General features: G+C 40.8%; 16 protein-coding genes and 3 pseudogenes. 11 read left to right on the forward strand and 8 right to left on the reverse strand.

The genetic code is table 11. The features are described from left to right. Positions 1 to 160 precede the first annotated feature (160 nt). The 3 genes from C1A09_RS05360 to C1A09_RS05370 are packed head-to-tail and all read left to right on the forward strand — an operon-like array spanning position 161 to position 6,733. Entirely contained in the window at positions 161 to 4,477 is a 4,317-nt protein-coding gene (locus C1A09_RS05360) for a DUF5113 domain-containing protein (protein ID WP_233519983.1), read from the forward strand. A 50-nt stretch (positions 4,478 to 4,527) separates the two neighbouring features. Next, positions 4,528 to 5,256, forward strand: coding sequence for a DUF5932 domain-containing protein (locus C1A09_RS05365; RefSeq protein WP_101542699.1), 729 nt, complete (start codon positions 4,528 to 4,530; stop codon positions 5,254 to 5,256). 19 nt (positions 5,257 to 5,275) lie between these two features. Continuing rightward, complete coding sequence (locus C1A09_RS05370) at positions 5,276 to 6,733, forward strand: AbgT family transporter (protein WP_101542700.1); 1,458 nt, start codon at positions 5,276 to 5,278, stop codon at positions 6,731 to 6,733. 12 nt (positions 6,734 to 6,745) lie between these two features. On the opposite strand, the gene C1A09_RS05375 is transcribed toward C1A09_RS05370, so the two are convergent. The 6 genes and pseudogenes from C1A09_RS05375 to C1A09_RS05400 all read right to left on the reverse strand — a co-directional run bounded on the left by C1A09_RS05375 (position 6,746) and on the right by C1A09_RS05400 (position 12,349). After that, positions 6,746 to 7,540, reverse strand: coding sequence for an N-acetylmuramoyl-L-alanine amidase-like domain-containing protein (locus C1A09_RS05375; protein WP_370448241.1), 795 nt, complete (start codon positions 7,538 to 7,540; stop codon positions 6,746 to 6,748). A 1-nt stretch (position 7,541) separates the two neighbouring features. Beyond that, positions 7,542 to 7,969, reverse strand: a pseudogene (locus C1A09_RS05380) (beta-galactosidase small subunit-related protein); the annotation flags it as partial. After that, a complete protein-coding gene (locus C1A09_RS05385; protein ID WP_101542702.1) occupies positions 7,939 to 8,823 on the reverse strand; it encodes an alpha/beta hydrolase in 885 nt (294 codons plus the stop codon). The pseudogene C1A09_RS05380 and the gene C1A09_RS05385, both read right to left, overlap by 31 nt. 152 nt (positions 8,824 to 8,975) lie before the next feature. Beyond that, positions 8,976 to 10,895: pseudogene (locus tag C1A09_RS05390) on the reverse strand (OPT family oligopeptide transporter); the annotation flags it as partial. 124 nt (positions 10,896 to 11,019) lie between these two features. Beyond that, positions 11,020 to 11,415, reverse strand: coding sequence for a DUF1573 domain-containing protein (locus C1A09_RS05395; RefSeq protein ID WP_101542986.1), 396 nt, complete (start codon positions 11,413 to 11,415; stop codon positions 11,020 to 11,022). A 229-nt stretch (positions 11,416 to 11,644) separates the two neighbouring features. Continuing rightward, entirely contained in the window at positions 11,645 to 12,349 is a 705-nt protein-coding gene (locus tag C1A09_RS05400) for a precorrin-2 C(20)-methyltransferase (protein WP_101542704.1), read from the reverse strand. A gap of 143 nt (positions 12,350 to 12,492) precedes the next feature. On the opposite strand from C1A09_RS05400, the gene C1A09_RS05405 reads away from it, so the two are divergent. From C1A09_RS05405 to C1A09_RS05440, 8 genes and pseudogenes are all read left to right on the forward strand, one after another. Next, complete coding sequence (locus C1A09_RS05405; RefSeq protein WP_101542705.1) at positions 12,493 to 13,350, forward strand: AraC family transcriptional regulator; 858 nt, start codon at positions 12,493 to 12,495, stop codon at positions 13,348 to 13,350. Between the two features lie 67 nt (positions 13,351 to 13,417). After that, a complete protein-coding gene (locus C1A09_RS05410; protein ID WP_101542706.1) occupies positions 13,418 to 14,008 on the forward strand; it encodes a DUF417 family protein in 591 nt (196 codons plus the stop codon). 4 nt (positions 14,009 to 14,012) lie between these two features. Further along, positions 14,013 to 15,368 carry an FAD-dependent oxidoreductase gene (locus tag C1A09_RS05415; protein WP_101542707.1) on the forward strand — a complete coding sequence of 452 codons (1,356 nt, stop codon included), beginning with the start codon at positions 14,013 to 14,015 and terminating at the stop codon, positions 15,366 to 15,368. A 111-nt stretch (positions 15,369 to 15,479) separates the two neighbouring features. Then, positions 15,480 to 16,643 (forward strand): ABC transporter substrate-binding protein, encoded by a 1,164-nt coding sequence (locus C1A09_RS05420; protein WP_101542708.1) that lies wholly within the window; start codon positions 15,480 to 15,482, stop codon positions 16,641 to 16,643. Further along, the gene (locus C1A09_RS05425; protein ID WP_101542709.1) at positions 16,643 to 17,707 is read left to right on the forward strand and encodes an iron chelate uptake ABC transporter family permease subunit; all 1,065 of its coding nucleotides are present in this window, start codon (positions 16,643 to 16,645) and stop codon (positions 17,705 to 17,707) included. The genes C1A09_RS05420 and C1A09_RS05425 overlap by 1 nt, the downstream gene beginning before the upstream one ends. Before the next feature lie 21 nt (positions 17,708 to 17,728). Further along, positions 17,729 to 18,742: an ABC transporter ATP-binding protein gene (locus tag C1A09_RS05430; protein ID WP_101542987.1), complete on the forward strand. Its 1,014-nt coding sequence runs from the start codon at positions 17,729 to 17,731 to the stop codon at positions 18,740 to 18,742. Between the two features lie 59 nt (positions 18,743 to 18,801). After that, positions 18,802 to 19,341, forward strand: a pseudogene (locus C1A09_RS05435) (MATE family efflux transporter); the annotation flags it as partial. Then, positions 19,317 to 19,691 carry a YtxH domain-containing protein gene (locus C1A09_RS05440; RefSeq protein WP_145998972.1) on the forward strand — a complete coding sequence of 125 codons (375 nt, stop codon included), beginning with the start codon at positions 19,317 to 19,319 and terminating at the stop codon, positions 19,689 to 19,691. The pseudogene C1A09_RS05435 and the gene C1A09_RS05440, both read left to right, overlap by 25 nt. Before the next feature lie 92 nt (positions 19,692 to 19,783). Here C1A09_RS05440 and C1A09_RS05445 read toward each other — a convergent pair whose 3' ends face one another. Together C1A09_RS05445 and cbiD are read right to left on the reverse strand one after the other, a co-directional pair. Then, positions 19,784 to 20,449: an outer membrane beta-barrel protein gene (locus tag C1A09_RS05445; RefSeq protein WP_101542711.1), complete on the reverse strand. Its 666-nt coding sequence runs from the start codon at positions 20,447 to 20,449 to the stop codon at positions 19,784 to 19,786. Continuing rightward, positions 20,446 to 22,344: a cobalt-precorrin-5B (C(1))-methyltransferase CbiD gene (gene cbiD, locus C1A09_RS05450; RefSeq protein WP_101542712.1), complete on the reverse strand. Its 1,899-nt coding sequence runs from the start codon at positions 22,342 to 22,344 to the stop codon at positions 20,446 to 20,448. Before cbiD ends, C1A09_RS05445 begins: the two co-directional genes overlap by 4 nt. Positions 22,345 to 22,369 lie beyond the last annotated feature (25 nt).

A 22,369-nucleotide genomic window follows, 5' to 3' on the forward strand; every position in this document is an offset into this window, starting at 1 on the left:
TGTTACCTATTTGTTAATTTGCATGCAAAGGTATGAATTTCTCGTTACATAACACAAGACTTATTGTAGAAAAAATATTTTTCTTTCCCAGATTTATTTGTAGCTTTGCTTTGTGAAACGGCTTTCATTTATATTGTTGTCAGTAGGATTACTGTGCCTGATGGGGACAGTAACTGTTTCGTGCATGGGTACTGCACCTACGAAAGAAGTTCATCGGGTGGATTCATTAAATCAAGTAGCATATATTTATCGTTACAAAGATTTGGATTCTTCCTGCCATGCGGCAATAAAAGCCTATCAGGAGGTAGGAATTTACGAACAGGGGAAAGCAGAAGCGTGTAATAATTTGGGATTTTGCGCTTTTATGCGCATGGATTTCGAAAAAGCGGAAAAATATCATAAGGAAGTATATGACTTGACCAAGAATGAGCTGGAATTGCTTATTGCGGATATCGGTTTGATGAAGGTTTATCAACGTACAGCACTGAATAAGGAGTTTTATGATTATCGTAACAGTGCCTTGCGTCGTATGAAACGTATTGCCGAAGATAATAATCTTTTTGTGGACAGGCATGAGAAGATGCGGCTGACTTATGCCCGTTCGGAATTCTATATTGTATCTGCTGTATACTATTATTATTTGCAACAGCGTTCTGAAGCTTTAGCATCAATAAATGAGGTACCCGAACATGAAGAATTGGCCACAGACACCAATCAGTTATTGTATTATCATTATATAAAAGGTTCTGCCGCATTGTGTGATGGAGACACTCCGGATGAACAACGGCTGAATGAATTTGATCAACTGTATACGACGTGGAAGATTGCATCTCGCCGAGGATATTTGTATTTCGAAGGGAATAGTGTGCAGGGATTAGCTAACCTGATGGCTTCGCCTGAGAATTATGAATTTTTCCAGAATAGGCGTTCGCATGCGCTGAAACAATTTGGAGAACAGGTAGATTCGTTGTTGCCCATGCGTTTGGGACAACTGGCTTTGAAGAAATTCAGACAGTATAATGATTTATACCAGATTGCTGGTGCTTATGTCTCCATCGGCAAGTACCTGAACGCACATGGTAATTACAAGGAAGCTCTCGATACGTTGACTCTTGCTTTAGAATGTGTAAACAATCATCATCGCCGTTTTTATGATTGTCAGGATAGTCTGGACTGGCTGAAAACGTATGGTCGTAGGGATACAATTTGTGCAGAGAAAGCTTGGATGCAGCTTAAATTGAAGACTGTTCCCGAATGGATTTCCCGAATCAGAGAACAATTGAGTGTGACCTATGCAGGGTTGGAAATGAAAGAATACTCTGATTACAACCGTAATATTTATTTGGATATCTTGGAAGATACCCGGCAAGATAAAGAGTTGGAGAGTAGATTTCTGGCTTTGGAGAAGGAAGCCGGGCAACTAAATCTGATGCTTTTTTTTGTAATAGCCGGATTTATTCTTGTATTTCTCTTTTTCTGGATTTTCAATAAGCGTTCTAAAATCAGAAACAAAGTACATCTGCATCGTTTACAGTCTATGCTTGATATCTGCCAGAAAATAACAGCTTCCATTCCGGCAGATGCACAGACTGAAGAGGAGATAGTGGATGCTATTCTGGTTTCAGTACGTCCGGAAATGGAATATTTGTTTGGTACAAAGGATATTTGTATCGAGAATGGCCAATTAGTTCTTCCGCAAAGTTTAAGTAAAGACGAACGGGCAATGGTACGGGTAATAACTCCTTATATACAATGGGCACTTGATAATGGCATGACGTCCATTTCATTGGGTGAAGAACAGCGCAGGTTGGAGAAGCAACGGTACATCCATGAGAAACATATTGCCGAAAATAAACGTCAAAATCTTGTAAAGAAAGCCTGTCTTGCCATAGTTAACGGTATTCATCCGTACATCGACCGTATTATAAACGAGGTTCATAAACTGACCGGAATGGGTTATATCAATGAAGAAACCATTAAAAAAGAGAAATATCAATATATAGATGAATTGGTGACAACTATTAATGAGTATAATGATATTCTGGCTTTGTGGATAAAGATGAAACAAGGAAGCTTGAGTCTCAACATCGAAACCTTTGAGTTGAAAGAATTGTTTGAGTTGCTCCGGAAGGGTAATCGGGCTTTCGAGATGAAACAACTCAGCTTGGAAGTGGAACCGACCGATACTTGTGTAAAGGCTGACAAAGCACTGACACTTTTCATGATCAATACATTGGCTGAAAATGCACGTAAATATACACAGCAGAGAGGAACTGTGAAAATATATGCCCTTCAAAAAGAAGACTATGTAGAAATATCTGTTGAAGATAATGGATGTGGCTTGTCGGTGGAAGATGTGAAACATATAGTCGGTGAGAAAGTATATGATTCAAAAGCCATCGGAATGAATGATGCTACTGACCGCGAGGAATTGATGAAAAGCAAGGGGAGTGGTTTCGGGTTGATGAACTGTAAAGGTATTATTGAAAAGTATCGTAAAACGAATGAACTTTTCAAGGTGTGCCTGTTTAATGTGGAAAGTTCTTTGGGAAAAGGAAGTCGTTTTTACTTTCGTTTGCCCAAGGGAGTTCGTAAGACTCTGATGATACTAGTAATTTTCTTGTCGATGGTGGGAGTAACTTCTTGTAGTCAAACAGCCGACAGCACATCGGAAGAATTTGTCCCCGATTCATTGTCGTTGGCTTTGCAGCAGGACTATGAAATTTTGTTGGATTATGCTTCAGACTATGCCAATGAAGCTTATTGTTGTAATGTGGACGGTGAGTACGAGATAGCATTGCAATATGTAGATTCCGCCATGATTTGCCTGAACGAACATTACAAGAAATATACCTGTCTTCCGAAACGTTTTATGACTATGACGGGAACGGGTACTTCTGCCGAATTGGACTGGTGGAATGAGTTGTTTAATACAGATTACCATGTGATACTGGATATCCGTAACGAAGCGGCCGTTGCTTTTCTTGCTTTAAAACAGTGGGAAAACTATAGTTATAATAATGCTGCATATACTACTTTGTATAAATTATTGGGGGAAGATCAGTCTTTGGAAGAGTATTGTCGCGAACTGGAACGTTCCACTAATAATAAAATGGTAAGTATTTTACTGTTTGCGGTTCTTTTCTTCGCCTTGATTTTGGGATATTATATTTTGTATTTCCGCAAGCGTCTGGTAAATCGTTGGAACCTGGAACAGGTATTGGAGATTAACAAGCAAGTATTTACAGTGTCTGTTACCTCTGTTCCGAAAAAAGAAGAAATACTGTTGCAAGAGGAAGATACTCTAAGGAATATCCCGCAACGGATAGTGGATGCAGCATTTGATGCTGTCAATGAATTGTTGAGTATAGACCGTTTGAGCATTGCAGTATATAATGATGCGACACATCGTTTGGATTACGTTTCTAACCCTCCGGAGGAGCCATCGGAAGAGATACCGGAATGGATGAAATTGATGCAAAGTTGTTTTGAACAAGAAAATTTTCTGGTTGAAAATAGTGTACAGACGTTACCTCTTACAGTAGAGGTGGGGGGAACGAGCAGATGCATTGGTGTGCTGTGTGTGGAGCGTAGAGAAGGTACTCGGCAGGAAACGGATCATTTGCTATTGGAATTGATTACACGTTATGTGGCGATTGTTGTATTTAATGCTGTGGTCAAGTTGGCAATGAAATGCCGGAATATAGAGGTAGCCCAGGATGAAGCCCGTCGTGCTTCTTGGGAAGATAGTTTGCTACATGTACAAAATATGGTACTTGATAATTGCTTGTCTACCATTAAACATGAAACAATTTATTATCCGAATAAGATAAAGCAACTGATAGGTAAGCTCCGTTCCGGCCAACTTGGTGAAAGTGAAGAACAGGAAACAGTATCGGCTATTGGCGAATTGATAGAATATTATAAAGGTATTTTTACTCTATTAAGCCGTTGCGCTTCCCGACAATTGGAAGAAGTTACTTTCCGCCGTACTGTAATTGTCGTTTCCGAATTAGTTACTGCTACCGAAAAATATTTCCGTAAAATGAGTAAGGATTTTCCGGTACATATTAATTTTCATACGGAGAGTGTGGAGGGACTTGTGATAGGGGATGTCAATCAGTTGCGTTTTTTATTAGAGAACCTGATTGAAGAAACATTGTCTGTTGTTTTAGATGGAGATATTTATCTGCGTTGTGCAGTAGATGGTGAATTTGTGCGTTTTCTTTTTACGGATACACGCAGACAGAAGACGCGTGAGGAACTAAATCAATTGTTTTATCCAAATCTGACTCGTATGACAGCCGGTGAAAGAGGAGAATTGCGCGGTACGGAATATCTGATATGTAAACAGATTATTCGTGACCATGATGAGTTTACGGGACGGCGCGGGTGTCGTATCAATGCTGAACCGGCAAAAGAGGGGGGATTTACCGTTTACTTTACTATACCGAAGAAAGAGATTGCCAATCGTTAGATATGTTTAATTAGTGGTTGTTAGTTTGTAATTGATATTAGGTTAAATAAATGGAAGAAAAGAAGTTCAAAGTCATCATTGTAGAAGATGTGAAATTGGAATTGAAAGGTACGGAAGAAATTTTTCGTCATGAAATTCCTGATGCAGAGGTTATTGGCACGGCTATGACAGAGCAGGAATTCTGGACATTGATGGAGGCAGGTATTCCCGATCTTGTTTTATTGGATTTAGGGTTAGGTGGATCTACTACTATCGGTGTAGATATATGCCGGAATATTTTTAAACGTTATCCGGATGTACATGTACTGATTTTCACAGGAGAAATCCTGAATGAAAAATTGTGGGTAGATGTGCTGGATGCCGGTGCAGATGGTATCATCTTAAAAACGGGCGAATTGCTTACTAAAACAGATGTACAGGCTGTAATGGATGGTAAAAAACTCGTTTTTAATTACCCGATATTGGAAAAAATTGTAGAACGTTTCAGAAGAGCTGTTCTCAATGACTCAAAACGTCAGGAAGCCATTATCAGTTACGATATTGACGAATACGACGAACGTTTCCTACGTCATTTGGCATTGGGGTATACAAAAGATATGATTGCCGGTCTGAAAGGCATGCCTTTCGGAGTGAAGTCTTTGGAGAAGCGTCAAAATGACCTGGTGAACAGACTCTTCTCTCCTGGTGACAGGATAGGGGTGAATGCCACTCGATTGGTTGTGCGTGCTCTCGAATTGCGTATTCTTGATATTGATAACCTAGAAGCAGACGAAGAATAGTTTCACTAAACGGAAGCCGATGAAAAGTAAATGGCACATGCCACATCCCGCGACGATGTTCCTGCTATTGACGCTTGTAGTCATTTTCATATCATGGATATTCGATATCTATGGTTTGAGTGTGTCTCTGCCGCAGACAGGTGAAGAAATACGCGTACAAAGTTTATTAAGCCCTGAAGGTATTCGTTGGTTACTACGGCATGTTGTGACAAATTTCACAGGGTTTGCTCCTTTGGGCTTGGTCATCGTGGCAATGTTCGGCATAGGGGTGGCACAACATTCGGGTTTTATTGATGCGTGTATCCGTAAAAGTGTACGGAAACAACGACAAAATCCGTGGCGTATTGTAACCTGTGTAATTATCTTAGGATTATTGTCCAATGTAGTAGGAGATGCAGGATATATTATTTTGATTCCTATTGCTGCAACTTTGTTCCTGTCGGTGGGATTGCATCCTATTGGAGGTATCATTACGGCATATGTGTCTGTATCTTGCGGTTATAGCGCCAATATTCTATTGAGTACACTCGACCCTCTAATTGCTACTACCACTCAAGAGGCTGCCGACCAGACAAATGTATCGTTGGGTAAAATAGGTCCTTTGAGTAATTATTATTTTCTTTTTGTATCTACTTTCTTACTAATATTCCTTATTTATTACATAACTCGTAAAAATCTGTTGCCTGCTTTAGGGGATTATATGGAGAATGTCAATTTCTTAGGTTACAAGCAGCTTTCGCGTAAAGAGAGGAGGGCGATACTGGGTGCCTTTGTTGTAGGTTTACTTTATGTAATGCTTATATTATGGGCTACTTTTTCATCATGGGGTATTTTACGGGGAGTGAATGGAGGGCTTATTCATTCCCCGTTTATTGTAGGAATCTTGTTTTTACTTTCTTTCGGCATCGGACTAATGGGAATGGTATATGGATTTGCTTCTGGACGTTATCGTACTGATGGTGATGTGATAGAGGGATTGACCCAACCGATGAAGCTATTGGGCGTTTATTTTGTCATCGCTTTTTTTGCTGCACAAATGTTCGCTTGTTTTGAGTATTCTCATTTAGATAAATGTATTGCCATTTTAGGAGCGGATTTACTTTCTTCCCTCCGTTTAGGAAGTTTGTGGATACTGATATTATTTATCTTGTTTACGGCTCTTATTAATCTGATAATGGTATCTGCTACTTCAAAATGGGCATTTATGTCATTTATATTTGTTCCGGTACTGGCCGGTATGGGGATTTCTCCGGATGTAACGCAATGTGCCTATCGCATAGGAGATAGTGCAACTAATGCCATTACGCCTTTTATGTTCTATATGCCATTGGTACTGACTTATATGCAGCAATATGACAAACAGTCTACTTACGGCTCTTTATTGAAGTATACATGGAGATATTCTTTGGCTATTCTTTTAGCCTGGACTGCTCTGTTTATCCTTTGGTATATAACCGGATTACCTTTAGGATTGTAGTATTATTATCAATTATTTATTTTTCAATCTTAAGATTCTGATGCCGGTAAACTTCTTGTTATTTTTCAAGATTTGCGTTAATGGATCATTGGAAATAACTACTTTCTTTTTACTGGAAGAAGCGTGGAGTAGTTTTAATATTCCTTTTTCATAATAGGCAAATCCCAAATGAGCGACGTCAAGTCCCGGAATATCAGTAGTGATAGCTATTACATCACCGTTTTTTATCCAAGAAAAGCCATTGTCAAGAAGTTTATTTTTAGGGAGATAGTGGAAAATTTGTCCGGAAAGCGACTGTTCAATCTTTTTCATCTTAGCCACATTTTCCGGTGAATGGACAAGTTGCTTATAAGCAACAGGATGAGAAGACATAAACGAAAGGGATAATGTGACTGTATCGAGACTGTTGGTAGCGGCTATATCTTCAAGAAAACCGTATTTTACTCCATTATTTACCCAATCTGCAACATAGTGAAGGCGAGAAGGATACCCATTAATCTTACCGTCACGATAACGGATATTCTGTAAGTTACGAGCAAAAGTGACATTATTCGGCTGGCAACAATCGCTGGACGAAGAAAGCGCCATGGCAAGTACATATTCTACGAAGGTAGTACAATCCACCTCTTTCAGATTGATGACAAGTTGTTCCTGGTCGTTTATCTCAAGCGTATGTGCCACGTAGGGAGTATTGATGAACTTCAATGCATATTTTAGCGTCACATTATCCGCCTCTTGCGCAGGGACGGACAATGTGATTGCTAAAAAGCAGAATATGCTAAACAGGTCTTTAGCCATTATTTTCAGTTTAATATTTAAGAATTAACTTCCTGAAATCGGTTTTCTTATCAAATGGAACAATCGTAAACCATATTCAATGGCATTCTCTCTATCCGGACGAATTAAGCAAGGCTCGTGTACGATAGCTCCCCAGCTATTATCTCCACCCATGCCCATCATACGGAAATCGATGAAGAGCAAACCATCTTTGTATTTATGGGTTAGAGTACACCAATAAATATCCGTGCGATGATTGTTTTCCTGTGGACCTACATAAGGTTCATACATATCCTTTATATCTGTGGTATACTCGTCAATGAATTGGGAAGTGCGGCGGTCACGATAGTTTTCTTTAGGTCCGCGCCCGTAATACGTCAAAGTTGTAAGTGCACCGGACAGTTGCATACGTAGGCCTGCGCGAGGTATCATAGGCGCTTGGGCATTTTCAGCGACAAATTCAATCCATCACGCAACCACTTTTCCAGTTCTCCAGTCCATTGGCGTTTATACATAAAATTATCACGAAATCCCCAACCATGCCCCCCGATAGGATAGACATGCAGACTAGCAGGTACTTTTTGTTCGCGCAAAGCTAGGAAATAGCCTATACCATTTATAGGTGGTACGGAACCGTCATCAGCAGAAAGCATGATGAATGCTTGTGGAGAACGGGCGGATACTTGGCGTTCGAGACTGTACTTTTGCTCAAGTTCGGCAGAAGGATTTAAACCAATCAGGTTCTGGCGGGAACCGGCGTGCGTAACCCCTTTCAACATGGAAATGACAGGATAGAACAAAATCTGAAAATCCGGCCGAGTTTCATCACTACTATACAATGTAGCAAGTGAAGCTGCCAGATGTCCTCCGGCAGACGCTCCCATGATACCCACACAATGAGGATTGATTTTCCATTCTTTGGCTTTTGCACGCACCACGCGAATTGCTTGTTCTGCATCAGATAGAGGAACTTCGTAATGTCCATTCGGCATACGGTATTTCAAAACGATGTATGTGATACCTTGCGCAGTGAACCAAGAAGACATATCATGACCTTCGTGGTTCATGGCAAGACGGGCATATCCGCCACCGGGGCACATGATAATAGCCATACCGTTCGGTTTTTCTGGATGATATACGGTAATGGAAGGATTGACAACGTTGGCTACGCGTCCGCCTTCCATATTTTCCTCTGGGTCGGTCAGGCCATTTGTATTAGGTGCTCCGTTGGGCCATAGTAGTAACTCAACGGTTTTTTGAGCAGATAACATAGTTGATATAAATAAAAAAGATATAATTAAAATCTTCTTCATGATGTCCTTATTTATTTTGTTTTCATTGTAACTTTAATAAAGAAGAATATCAATATGGCATATGCACCGAGAGCAAGTAGTTCGGAAGCTGAACTTCCCATCCATACATTAATTTGTTGGGCATAGCGAATTAGCCATATTGGGACATTGTAATTGTTCAACACCATTTCCATCGGGTCAGTAAGATTGATACCACCGAAACGCATGGCGGCACTTACTACTCCCATCAGGGCTCCACCGGCAATAAATCCGGAAGCGAGTAATGTTCCCTTTTCACCACGAGCGGTGTTGACAGCGGTATCTTTGCTACGAGAAGTAACGTACCAGTTTACAGCACCACCAACAACCAATGGTACATTCAATTCTAATGGGATGAACATACCCAATGCAAATGCCAATGCCGGAATTTTAAAGACGGTCAGTATGATAGCGAGCACGGCGCCAATACCATATAGTAGCCAAGGCGCACCTACACCATTCATCAATGGTTCAATGACGGCAGCCATCGCATTGGCTTGCGGAGCAGCCAGTTGTCCACTAGTAAAACCATATGTTTTATTCAGGATAATCATAACTCCACCTACCGTAGCTGCAGAAACAATGGTTCCGAGAAATTTCCATGTTTCTTGTTTGGCAGGCGTACTTCCCAGCCAGTAACCAATTTTCAAGTCAGTAATGAATCCACCCGCCATAGACAGTGCCGTACAAACCACACCCCCCATAACCAATGCTGCAACCATACCCTCGGGCCCTTTCAGCCCGACAGCTACCATTACTACCGATGCCAAAATTAAGGTCATCAGTGTCATTCCCGAAACCGGATTTGTACCTACGATGGCGATAGCATTGGCTGCTACTGTTGTAAACAGGAAAGCAATACCGGCAACCAGCAAGATAGCTACTACGGTATGCAGGATATTACCTTGCATCACGTCAAAATAGAAGAACATCATCACCAGCAACAAGGTAATGATAGAACCAATAGCGATAATCTTCATAGAAATATCGCGTTGTGTACGTTTTACGCTTGCTTCAACATTATTCGACTTTCCACCCATTTCTTTGGCAGCCAGTCCTACAGCACTCTTGATGATACTCCATGATTTGATGATACCGATGATACCCGCCATTGCGATACCGCCGATACCGATACTCTTGGCATAGTATTTAAATATATCTTCGGGAGCCATCGCACCGACGGTGGTGGCTATTTCCGGATTCCATTGGTTCAACACACTGTCTCCCCAAATCATAGACATACTGGGGATGATTATCCACCATACGGCCAAAGAACCGGCACAGATGATAGAAGCGTATTTTAGTCCGACGATATAGCCCAAACCAAGTACAGCGGCACCTGTATTCACTTTGAATACTAATTTGGCTTTCTCTGCCAGCATTTCGCCAAATTCGCAAACACGGGTGGTAAAGTTCTCGTTCCACCAACCGAAGGTAGCCACAATAAAGTCATACAAACCACCTATGATACCTGCCATCAGCAACGGTTTAGCCTGACTTCCACCTTTCTCTCCCGATACAAGTACCTGTGTGGTAGCCGTAGCTTCAGGGAAAGGATATTTACCGTGCATGTCGCTGACAAAATATTTGCGGAAAGGAATAAGGAAGAGAATACCCAGTATACCTCCCAGCAGAGAGCTGATAAATACTTGTGTAAAAGTGACAGTGATTTCTTTGGGATAACTTTCCTGAAGAATATACAAGGCGGGCAGTGTGAAAATAGCTCCTGCAACAATTACACCAGAGCTTGCCCCGATAGACTGGATAATAACATTTTCGCCTAAAGCACCTTTACGTTTGGCTGCACCAGATACACCGACAGCGATAATTGCGATGGGGATGGCAGCTTCGAATACTTGTCCTACTTTCAATCCCAGATAAGCGGCGGCAGCCGAAAAAAGGATAGCCATCGCAATACCCCATGATACAGACCATAAGTTTACTTCGGGATACTTTTTGTTGGAGTCCATCAAAGGATTATAGACTTCACCCGGCTTCAATTCACGGAATGCATTTTCTGGCAAGCCGGTAAATTTCTCTTCTTCTTGTTTCATAGTTTCCTATAAGTTTATTATTTGTTATGTGTCTATTATATAATGATTTCTTTAATAGACTTCAAAGAAAGCAAAAAAAAAGGAGAATTAAAAAATTCTCCTTTTTTCTGTATAATAAAAACGCTTATTTACCACCTTTGGGAGTCATATTACCTTCCACAAAAATTCTCATCATTTCCGTCTTGGCATTGGTACGCAGGGTAATGGACTTCTTGAAGTGACCGGGATACTTACCTGTACCGTTGTATGTGATCTTTATAGTCCCTGTCTTTCCGGGCAATACCGGTTCTTGCGTATATTCGGGTACAGTACATCCACAGGACGCTACAGCCTGATGAATGACCAACGGCGCATCACCGACATTAGTAAACTTGAACGTGTAACTTACTATCGGCTTTTCTTCAGGGAAAGTCCCAAAGTCGTGCGTGGTTTTTTCAAACTTGATGTCTGCCTGTCCTTGCGCATGGGCATAACCGATACTCATAACCAACAGCATCATATAAAAAGCGAGTTTCTTCATGTTCATATCTTTTTTAGTTTACGATGGGACAAAGGTAAGTCTTTTTGGGGAAATACACTCTTAACAATGTGCGAAATTGTATTAAATCGGAGATATACCCGTGTGTGATACCTACCGTATCAACACATGATACAGGAACTACCAACAGCTGGTACCGTCACTACCCAAACGAGATATTCTATTGGTACATACAACATGTTAATACATAGTAGGTATGCATTCCATTTTATTATCCGTTCTGTTGGATGATAAGTAATGAAAAATAAGGAAAGTGAAGATTTCCAATCAGTTTGATATCATTGGAATACTTTTCTTCCGGTGTTCCCACATTTTCAAAATAATGATAGCCGTATTCGGGATGAATGCGAATACACCGATGGACTTCATCAGTACATTGTGATAACTTCATAATGACGATTACGCTCTTTTCATGAATAAGTTTTTCTATCTCTTCCGTTGTAGTGATACCTGGAATTATAGTTACACGCTCTTCCTGGCTGGCAATGTGCAGTCCGCCTCGTGCACCGGAAGCAATAAAGGCGGGGATACCGGCCACCTGTTCCACAGGAATGCCGATAGTTTGCAGTTTCTCGAAAATATAGTGTACTGATGAGTAGAAACCGGCGTCTCCCTCGGCCACGATTGCTACTTTTTTCCCTTCTTTACATAATAAGATCGTTTCCTCATAAACCCAGTCATAGGCAGCTAATGCTTTTTCACGTTGTTTACTCATGGGAAGAGGAAAGCGATGGATGCAGTCGATGGGAATATCCAGTCGGCGCATGATATCGGCAGCTCGTGAGAGTGTCCGTCCATCCCGGATCCGAGTCTCGGGGCAGAAAATACAATCGGCGTTTTGCAAGGCTTTCAATCCTTTCAGGGTGATTAATTCCGGTTCACCCGGGCCAAGGGATACGAATATGACAGGATGCATTGATTTTATAGATTTAAATTAATCTTATGATTTAAAATGAAAAACTTAAAAGTTTGGAGATTTAGATGCAAAAGTCGGGAAATAATCGGTATTAAGCAAGATATTGTTTATCTTTGTTTTCACGTACCAAACCATCTATATTAATGGATTATCAACTCAATACCCGCTTGAATGGCAATATCGTCCTGACTCATCGATTCCATGAACGTAAACCTTTGCAACATGATAAAACCTTATATAAGTTTATTTGGGTACAGAGTGGTTCATTAATGGTAGAAGTTGACCATATTCCTATGTATCTGATGAAAGATGAAATCGTGACATTGACCCCGTTGCATCATTTGGAAGTGAAACAGATAGAGGGTGAATATCTGACTTTTTTATTCAATAGTAACTTTTATTGTATCTTCGGACATGACAATGAAGTGTCGTGTAACGGTTTCCTCTTCTATGGTTCTTCCAATGTGATGAGACTGAAGCTGTCTAGAGAAGAAACGTCTAATTTGTATGATATTGTGCGTATCTTCTGCCAAGAATCTGCTATACATGATAATCTGCAAGAGGAAATGTTACGTATAGTTCTGAAACGTTTTATCATAACTTGTACGCGTATTGCCCGGCAAAAGTTTCAGGTAGGAAAAGAAAAAGGGAAAGCATTCGATATTATTCGTCAGTATTATGTGTTAGTAGATCAGAATTTTAAAGAGAAAAAACAGGTACAGGACTATGCCGATATTCTTTGCCGTTCGCCCAAGACATTATCCAATTTGTTCTCTACTTGTAACCGGCCTTCACCTTTACGGGTTATTCATGAACGGATAGAAGCAGAGGCAAAGCGACTTTTGCTTTATACGAAAAAAAGTATCAAGGAAATCAGTATCATTCTAGGTTTTGAAGATATTGCTGCATTCAGCCGTTTTTTCAAGAAAATGACGGGAGAAAGTGTCTCGGAATACAGAAGAAGAGTACAACGGGAAGAATTGCCAACCGTTACGGAATAATTGCCATTTCGCGGATGGGCGAAAACAGGGATATTTGCAGAAATATTTAATTTAAAAACAACTGAATATGAAAACTAAATTGCAAAACCTGTTTGTGGCTGTCCTGACGTTTGCTGCTTCTACCCAAAAATTAGGTATTAATTTAATTCGTGTGTCAATCTTGGTCATCTTTGTATGGATAGGCAGCCTGAAATTTTGGAATTATGAAGCCGAAGGTATTGTACCTTTCGTTGCCAATAGTCCTTTTATGAGTTTCTTCTATTCAAAGAGTGTACCTGAATATAAAGAGTATAAGTTGAAGGAAGGTGAGTTCAATGAAACAAAACACCAATGGCATGTCGAGAATAATACCTATGTCTTTTCTTATGGTTTGGGTATCCTCATTATAACAATCGGTATTCTTACGTTCCTGGGTCTTTTTTTTCCGAAAATCGGATTGACAGGAGCAATATTAACCATTATAATGACTGTTGGAACGTTATCTTTCCTTGTCACCACTCCCGAAGTATGGGTACCCGATTTGGGAAGTGGGGAACATGGTTTTCCATTGCTGACAGGAGCAGGACGTCTGGTCATTAAAGATACAGCTATTCTTGCAGGTGCGGTTGTTATACTGTCAGATAGTGCAAAAAGTGTATTAAATCAATTAAAGAAATAAGGTTATGAAAAAGTATGATGCTATTATTATTGGATTTGGTAAAGGAGGTAAGACACTGGCTACCGAACTGGCAAAGCGGGATCGTTCAGTTGCCATGATAGAACGTTCGGATAAAATGTATGGAGGTACCTGTATCAATATTGGTTGTATCCCTACAAAGGCTTTGGTACACTCTGCAAAGTTAGCAGATAAGCATGCTTCTTGGGAGGAAAAGCAGACATATTACAACCGGGCTATCGCACAGAAAGAAGAAGTAACTTCTTTTCTGCGTCAGAAAAATTATCATAATCTGGCGGATCATCCACATATAACGGTATATACCGGCATCGGCTCTTTTGCAGGACCTGACGTGGTAGAGGTATGTATGGCCGATGAAACCATACAGTTGCAGGCTCCACAAATCTTTATCAATACGGGTGCCGAAACTATTATTCCGCCCATTGAAGGAATAATAGATAACAAGAACGTTTATACGAGTACTTCTATTATGGAACTGACCGAATTACCTGCTCGTCTTGTCATTGTAGGTGGTGGTTATATTGGTCTGGAGTTTGCATCTATGTATGCATCTTTCGGTTCACAGGTAACGGTATTGGAAGGGGCTTCTGAATTAATTTCAAGAGAAGACCGTGACATTGCCACCAGCGTTCAGGGTGTACTGGAGCAGAAAGGAATAGAATTCTGTCTGAACGCCCGCGTACAATCCGTGGAAGGCTCTACCGTAGTTTATCGGAATGCGGTGACAGGTGATGAATATCGGTTGGAAGCTGACGCGATTTTGATGGCAACGGGACGGCGTCCCAACACAGCCGGATTGAATTTGGAAGTAGCCGGAGTTGAATTGGATGAACGGGGTGCCATCATTGTCAACGAACATTTGCAAACTAGTAATCCCAATATCCGTGCTATAGGTGATGTGAAAGGGGGCTTACAGTTTACTTATATTTCTTTGGATGATTATCGTATCTTGCGTGAAGACTTGTTTGGAGCAGGAGAACGTAACTTATCCGATCGTGATCCGATAAGTTACTCGGTATTTATTGACCCTCCACTTTCACGAATCGGAATGAGTGAAACAGAGGCGAATAGAAAGGGACTGAATATAAAGATAAATAAACTACCTGTTGCTGCTATTCCACGTGCAAGGACTTTAGGTGATACTAATGGGCTATTTAAGGTCGTGATAGATGCCAATACGGATAAGATATTGGGTTGTACACTATTTGGTCCCGATTCAAGTGAGGTCATCAACCTGATAGCAATGGCAATGAAGACGGGACAGAAATACACTTTCCTGCGTGACTTTATATTTACCCATCCTAGTATGAGCGAAGCATTAAATGACTTGATGAGTTTTTAATCACAAATAGGTAATTGGGCACAATATCCAGTAATTAATTGAGGGAGAACTTGCGTATCTCCCCAAAATTGACGAATATTGTGCTCAAATTTTTATGAAACTCAGATACCCATGACCCGAATATCCATGATTGCCGTAGCTTTTATTTGCATGTTATGTATGACATCCTGTAGCTCAAAATCAAAACAAACATCTTCAGACTCGGTTACTGCTACTTCATATTCGATTTCCGATTCTATTTCTGCCATCGCCCCTGTATACGCTAAGGGTTTTACTGTGAAATATCTCCCGAAAAACATCAAATTGGTGGATATTCATGATCCGCAGAAAGAAAATAGTAATACGTTTCATTACGCTTTGGTGCCGAGGGGAATAAAATCTGCCGGTGTTCCCGAAGATTATACGGTTATTGAAACTCCGGTACAACATGTCATTTGTATGACTTCTTTACAATTGTCTAACTTTATCCGTTTGGATGCTTGTGAACATGTGGTGGGAATTACCAGTACCCGTCATCTTTTTAATAAGGAGATGAACGAACGCTTGAAATCGGGAAAGACAGCTAAAATAGGTATTGAGGGAAATTTTGATAATGAGGTGATCATGAGTGTAAATCCTGATGTCATTTTTATTTCTCCTTTCAAAAGAGGAGGATATGATGCGATGAGGGAGATAGGTATTCCTTTAGTTCCACATTTGGGATACAAAGAAATGACTCCGTTGGGACAGGCTGAGTGGATAAAATTTGTGGGTATGTTCATCGGGCAGGAAGCGGAAGCTAATGCTAAATTTGCTATTATTGAAAAACGATATAACGAATTGAGACAACTGGCTGCCAATGTGAAGAAACGTCCAGTGGTGTTCAGTGGTGAAATACGTGGTGGCAATTGGTATGCAGTGGGTGGAAAGAGTTTTCTTGCGGAACTGTTCCGTGATGCGGGTGCCGATTATTTTCTAAAAGACGATCCTCGTTCGGGTGGTGTCACTTTGGATTTTGAAACGGTATACAGTCAGGCGGAGGGTGCCCAGTTCTGGCGTATTGTCAATAGCTATGATGGTACTTTCACATATGATGTTCTAAAGTCTCTCGATCCTCGCTATGCCGATTTCCGTGCATTCCGTGAGAAAGGAATTGTTTATTGTAACATGCGTGAGAAACCCTTTTATGAAAGTATGCCTATGCAACCAGAAGTGGTACTGGAAGATTTAATTCATGCTTTCCATCCTGATTTATTACCTGATTATAAACCTACTTATTACGAGCGCCTGAAATAATGAAAAGACCTGCTTTTTTGCTGATGTTGATATTGCTGGTGTCCATCTTTCTGTTCTTTTTACTGAATTTGTTGTTGGGTTCCGTACATATTCCATTAAGTAAAGTTTGGGAATTACTGTGGGGAAAAGGTACGACTTATAATCCCGATGTGATGAGTAATCAGGAAGTTATCTGGAGTAATATTATTTGGAAGTCTCGTGTACCACAAGCATTGACGGCATTGGTAGCGGGGGCGGGACTTTCAGTCAGCGGCTTGCAAATGCAGACGGTATTTCGTAATCCATTAGCAGGACCGTCGGTACTCGGTATCAGTTCCGGAGCCAGCTTGGGAGTGGCATGTGTAGTGTTACTTTCTGGTGCGATGGGTGGGGTTGCTTTGAGCCGTTTGGGATATATGGGAGATGTTGCCCTTTCCATAGCAGCCATTATCGGTGCGTTGGCTGTGATGGCGCTTATCGTTTATGTATCTCAGAAGGTAAAAGGAAATGTGACGTTGCTCATTATCGGAGTAATGATAGGATATGTGGCAAGTGCGGTTATTGGGGTTCTAAAATATTTCAGTGTGGAAGAAGATATCCGTGCATATGTCATCTGGGGATTGGGTAGCTTTGCACGGGTGTCGGGCGACCAAATGATTTTGTTTATATGTATCATGGCGGTATTGTTACCTTTGTCCTTCTTGCTGATAAAAACCATGAATTTGTTGTTATTGGGTGATGGCTATGCCCGTAATCTGGGATTAAACATTAAGCGGGCACGTTTGCTCGTGATATCTTGTTCGGGTATATTGGTAGCTATCGTAACTGCCTATTGCGGACCAATTATGTTTATCGGTCTTGCAGTACCCCATCTGTGTCGTGCCATCTTTCATACGTCCGACCATCGGATATTGATGCCTGCTACTTTGCTAGTAGGTGCTGCCTTGGCTTTAGTTTGCAATCTTATAGCCCGTATGCCTGGTTTGGAGGGGGCTTTACCCGTTAATTCTGTGACAGCTTTGGTTGGTGCTCCCGTAGTGGCATCTGTTCTGTTCAGAAAACGCAAAAATGAATTGAATGAGTAATTTGTAATTCAGAAGTTGATTTTGAATAAAAAGACAATACATATTGAAAATCTTTCTATCGGTTATTCGGGAAAAGGGGATGTAAAAGTAGTGGCTAGTGGTATCTTTGCTGATATCAATAGTGGAGAACTGACCTGTTTGTTGGGTGCCAATGGAGTGGGGAAATCTACTTTACTTCGTACCTTGTCCGCTTTTCAACCTAAACTGGATGGTGAAATACATATTCAGGGAAAGGAAATTGGTGATTATACGGATAAACAACTTTCACGTGTCATTAGTGTTGTGTTGACGGAGAAATGTGATATCCGTAATATGACTGTTAACGAATTGATTGGACTGGGGCGTAGTCCTTATACCGGTTTCTGGGGTACTCTTTCCAGTGAGGATAAGGAGATAGTAGAACGTTCTGTCGCTTTGGTAGGTATTTCGCACTTGATGTACCGTATGGTTCACACTCTGAGTGATGGTGAACGTCAGAAAGTAATGATAGCCAAGGCGCTTGCTCAGGAAACGCCTGTCATTTATCTGGATGAGCCCACCGCTTTCCTTGATTTTCCTAGTAAAGTGGAGGTTATGCAACTACTGCACCATCTTAGCCGACAGACAAATAAAACCATTTTCCTTTCCACCCATGATTTGGAACTCGCTTTACAGATAGCCGATAAAATATGGCTGATGGACAAGGTGAACGGAGTCACCATCGGTACTCCTGAAGATCTTTCATTAAGTGGTAGCCTGAGTAGTTTTTTTGCTCGTAAAGGTATTGTCTTTGATTTGGAAACAGGATTGTTCAGAGTAGATAATGAATACACTTCGCAGATACGTTTAGTAGGGCATGGACAAAAATATGCCATGGTACGAAAAGCATTGCAACGTAACGGAATACTGGCAAACCGCCATATAGAATCGGAAGCATATATTGAAACTGGGGATTTGAAAGGAGACAGTTCTTTTATTATACATTTACCGGAAACAGGATCTGTGAAAGTGAAAAGTATTGAGGAGTTATTGAAAGCTGTTTTGATAAGGGAATAAGGTATGGATAGGCATATTTCCCGTATTCTTAGGGTAAGAAAAGAAAAATCTTATGATACGTAACGCGTATTTCCATGTTCATTAATTCCTTCTTAATAGGTTTTGGACAAGGTTTTCAGCCGGTGTGTGGTTTTAACTATGGAGCGGCATTGTATGCCCGAGTTCGTCAGGGTTTCTGGTTTTGTGTGAAAGTGGGATTCTTCTTTTTATTGATATGTGCTGTGGCAGGTATGGGGTATGCTGAAGAAATTGTTGCTGTATTCCGTAAAGGTGACCCTGCTGTAATAGCAACAGGTGCGGCTGCTTTACGTTGGCAGTTCATTACCTATCCTTTGGGTGCATGGATTGTGGTAAGTAACATGATGTTGCAAACCATTCGTAAACCTATACGTGCTACAATCCTTTCTTCTGCCCGTCAAGGTCTGTTTTTTATTCCATTAATATTTATCTTGCCTTATTGTTGGGGCTTGAAAGGAGTTGAAATTTGTCAGGCAGCCTCCGATATACTGACTTTTTTCCTTGCCATACCTTTGACATGTGGAATCTTGGCAGAAATGAAACAAAAAGAAACGGAATGGAATTTTTCAGACAAGCGATAGGAATGGAAATGATAGATAATTTGGTAAATATAAAATTGTCGTTAATTTCTTTCTTATTCATTGAACTAATGGTTAAGTCCGCTGTTTTCAATTTAAATCTTGATAGAGCGAATCTATCAGGTTCCTTGAATATTAACTTATTAAAACCTAACTTAATTATGGAATGTCGAAATTCTCATTTTTGGATTGGACTAGGCTTGGGTTCAATCATTGGAGCAATAACTTATCGTTTAGCACATAGTTCTGAGGCTGAAAAGTTGAAAAACGAAGTGTATAACGCTCTTCAGAAATTGGAGGAACAAGCAAAAGAGAAGGTAACTACTTTGGCTAATGAACATCTCAAAAAGTAGGAGTCACTTGCCATTAAGAAAAAGAGAAATTCTGGACTTTTAACGGAACTTCTCTTTTTCATTATTAGGAAAGGGAATATGTTCGGTAATATCTAGAAGAACTTGTATCCCAATGTAAAGAACGAAGCAAAGTTTTTAGGTAGAAAAGCTCCATTTTCTGTAGAATTTATCATCTGATTTATTTGTTTGTTGATTTTTACCAGTCCCAACTGTACATCTGCGCCAAACATAAACTTATGATATTCAAACATCAGACCAATAACAATACCTGTATCAAATCGTATGTTTCCCATATTCTGATTTTGCATGCTGCCAAAAGTATCCAGCTTAAAATGATAGTTGCCATTATCACTATATTCTCTGAATACTTCTCCGGAAGTTTTTCCACCTATACCACAAGCTATATAAGGTCCGAAACCTAGTGAAATATGATAATCCTTACCTAAGTGAAGGCGGGCGGCCATCATAACTGGTAATTGAAGATATAATTCGTTCATATTGGCATTTCCCACATAACCTATTTCATCCTTGCCTCCTATGGATACAAATTCTAACGCAGATTGTACTACCCAGGTTCTGTTTAGCGTATATTCGACACCGACTCCTACTTTATATGCCATCTTGGTTTCACTGTTTGAATGTTTACCCCAAAAATTGGAAGTACCTATTCCTGCCTTGGCATGGAAAGAAAAAGGAGACTGTGCCATTCCTGCCAAAGTTGTTAATACAAAACAAAGGGTAATAATAATTCTTCTCATGTGTATATCTTTCCGTCTTCAGTGATTAATAATATAGTCAGTTCTCCATTGGGCAGAAGCGGGTCACAACATTGATGACAACTTTCAATCAATAGTTTACAGAAACTTTTCAGCTTGTCGGCAGGGATGATATCCCACAATTCACGGGCCAGGTTCATTTGTTCAATAGAGACTATTGTTTCTTCCTTACATTCGGCTTGCCGGACTATTTTCCGAATAAAATTCTTATTCATTACTACTTTTTTGCTGTGAGTATCCAGGTTTCCTTCAGCTAATTTTACAGCTTTACCTATCATTACTCCAAGAGTGACATATGATAATTCAAGTTCGGCGGCAATCTTTAAAGTTTCACCGATGAAGTTACCATAGTGTACAAAAGCCTGTTTGGGCAGGTCAGGATAATATGCTTTAATGAAACGTTCACTTTTGGCTCCTGAACTGATAACAAAACGTGGACTGTTCGTGGCACGTGCTACCTCCATGGATTTGCGGATGGAGTTAATGAATGCTTCAGAGGAGAACGGTTTAACTATCCCCGACGTACCGATGATTGAAATTCCTCCTTCTACACCCAAGCGGGGATTGAAAGTTCGTTTGGCAATTTCCTCTCCACCAGGGACAGAGATCGTGACAACAAAAGGATTGGGCTCATTGAGTACGTGCAATTGTTTGAGACACCGTTTCACATTGTCTTCAATCATCTTTCGTGGCGTGGCGTTGATAGCAGATGTACCCACCTCAAGTCCTAGACCAGCCATAGTGACAGTGCCAACCCCTTCGCCACCGCATACGATGACACTATAATCATTTTTGTTTACCGTATTCTTGGGAGAAGGAACGTCCTTCTTAAAAGAGACTGCTACATTAGCCCTGATCTGCATACCGTCTGTTATGTCGGGATCATCCCCGGCATTTTTAATGACGTATGCTTCCGTCTCCATCATCCAGTTGTCATTCATAAAGCTGGTATGAGGCAGTCGTTCCTGTTTCTCTACGGGTACCATAATGGTTTCTCCACAAGGAAGTACCACCGGAAACTCCTTAGGACGTGGTTTTTGAGATATATTAAACAGATCCCAAGTAGCTGCCACGGCAGCAGCTGTTGCACAGGTTCCGGTTGTCAGTCCGCTGTGCAGAGGATAAAAATCAGGAAGAAGTTTTTCTATCATTCGTCTGAGACCATGTTCACCATTGACAGACAAGAATGTTTCAGGTATTGCGGGGCGACGTAAAGCAAAGATTTGAATACCCAGTTCACGGGCAGCTTCTACTTTTTCCATGAAACCACCGGATACTCCACTTTCTTTGATGAGAATAGCCTCCGGATGCAACTGTCGCATCAAAAGCCGCTCATCTTCTCCGGCGTGATAATAATACAGGTGTGTTTTAGGATATCCTTGTTGCCTGGCCAGTTCGCGTGAACTTTCTCGGTCGAGAATGCGGAAATAACAACATATATTTTCTTGCCAAAGTCTCTTAAGTTTACTTATGCTTTGTACTCCGGTAAGTGCCAACAAAGTGAAAATACCCGCTTTCTTTATATTTAGAATAGCATCTTCGTAGTTATCACACCATGTGATGTTTTTTTCATTCCGTTCGGGGAAGATACGATTATACCGGATAACGGGAATATGGAGTATTGGGGCAACTTCCTCCACAGTCCGGTGAAGTTGTTCGGCGAAAGGATGGGCGGCGTCAATTAAGAGCCGGATATCTTTTTCTTGGCAGAACATTTTCAGATCAATGGCATCCATAGCCCCTTGCAGGCGGATACCATTGTGCAGAGGTACTTTCTGTTCATCCCCCCTTGTAGAATAGTAAAAGGGTTTTCCTGCTTCCTCAAGGGTCTGAACCGCTACACGCCCCTCGGTAGTTCCACCTAATATCAGTATCATAATTTTTTATTTAGTTAGACACCAA

The sequence above is a fragment of the Bacteroides cutis genome, from assembly GCF_900241005.1.
Lineage (GTDB): Bacteria > Bacteroidota > Bacteroidia > Bacteroidales > Bacteroidaceae > Bacteroides > Bacteroides cutis.

Coding starts and splice junctions, on each gene's coding strand:
- C1A09_RS05360 (WP_233519983.1), top strand. CDS start 161: ATGGGGACAGTAACTGTTTCGTGCATGGGTACTGCACCTACGAAAGAA.
- C1A09_RS05365 (WP_101542699.1), top strand. CDS start 4,528: ATGGAAGAAAAGAAGTTCAAAGTCATCATTGTAGAAGATGTGAAATTG.
- C1A09_RS05370 (WP_101542700.1), top strand. CDS start 5,276: ATGAAAAGTAAATGGCACATGCCACATCCCGCGACGATGTTCCTGCTA.
- C1A09_RS05385 (WP_101542702.1), bottom strand. CDS start 8,823: ATGAAGAAGATTTTAATTATATCTTTTTTATTTATATCAACTATGTTA.
- C1A09_RS05395 (WP_101542986.1), bottom strand. CDS start 11,415: ATGAAGAAACTCGCTTTTTATATGATGCTGTTGGTTATGAGTATCGGT.
- C1A09_RS05400 (WP_101542704.1), bottom strand. CDS start 12,349: ATGCATCCTGTCATATTCGTATCCCTTGGCCCGGGTGAACCGGAATTA.
- C1A09_RS05405 (WP_101542705.1), top strand. CDS start 12,493: ATGGATTATCAACTCAATACCCGCTTGAATGGCAATATCGTCCTGACT.
- C1A09_RS05410 (WP_101542706.1), top strand. CDS start 13,418: ATGAAAACTAAATTGCAAAACCTGTTTGTGGCTGTCCTGACGTTTGCT.
- C1A09_RS05415 (WP_101542707.1), top strand. CDS start 14,013: ATGAAAAAGTATGATGCTATTATTATTGGATTTGGTAAAGGAGGTAAG.
- C1A09_RS05420 (WP_101542708.1), top strand. CDS start 15,480: ATGACCCGAATATCCATGATTGCCGTAGCTTTTATTTGCATGTTATGT.
- C1A09_RS05425 (WP_101542709.1), top strand. CDS start 16,643: ATGAAAAGACCTGCTTTTTTGCTGATGTTGATATTGCTGGTGTCCATC.
- C1A09_RS05440 (WP_145998972.1), top strand. CDS start 19,317: ATGGAATTTTTCAGACAAGCGATAGGAATGGAAATGATAGATAATTTG.
- C1A09_RS05445 (WP_101542711.1), bottom strand. CDS start 20,449: ATGAGAAGAATTATTATTACCCTTTGTTTTGTATTAACAACTTTGGCA.
- cbiD (WP_101542712.1), bottom strand. CDS start 22,344: ATGATACTGATATTAGGTGGAACTACCGAGGGGCGTGTAGCGGTTCAG.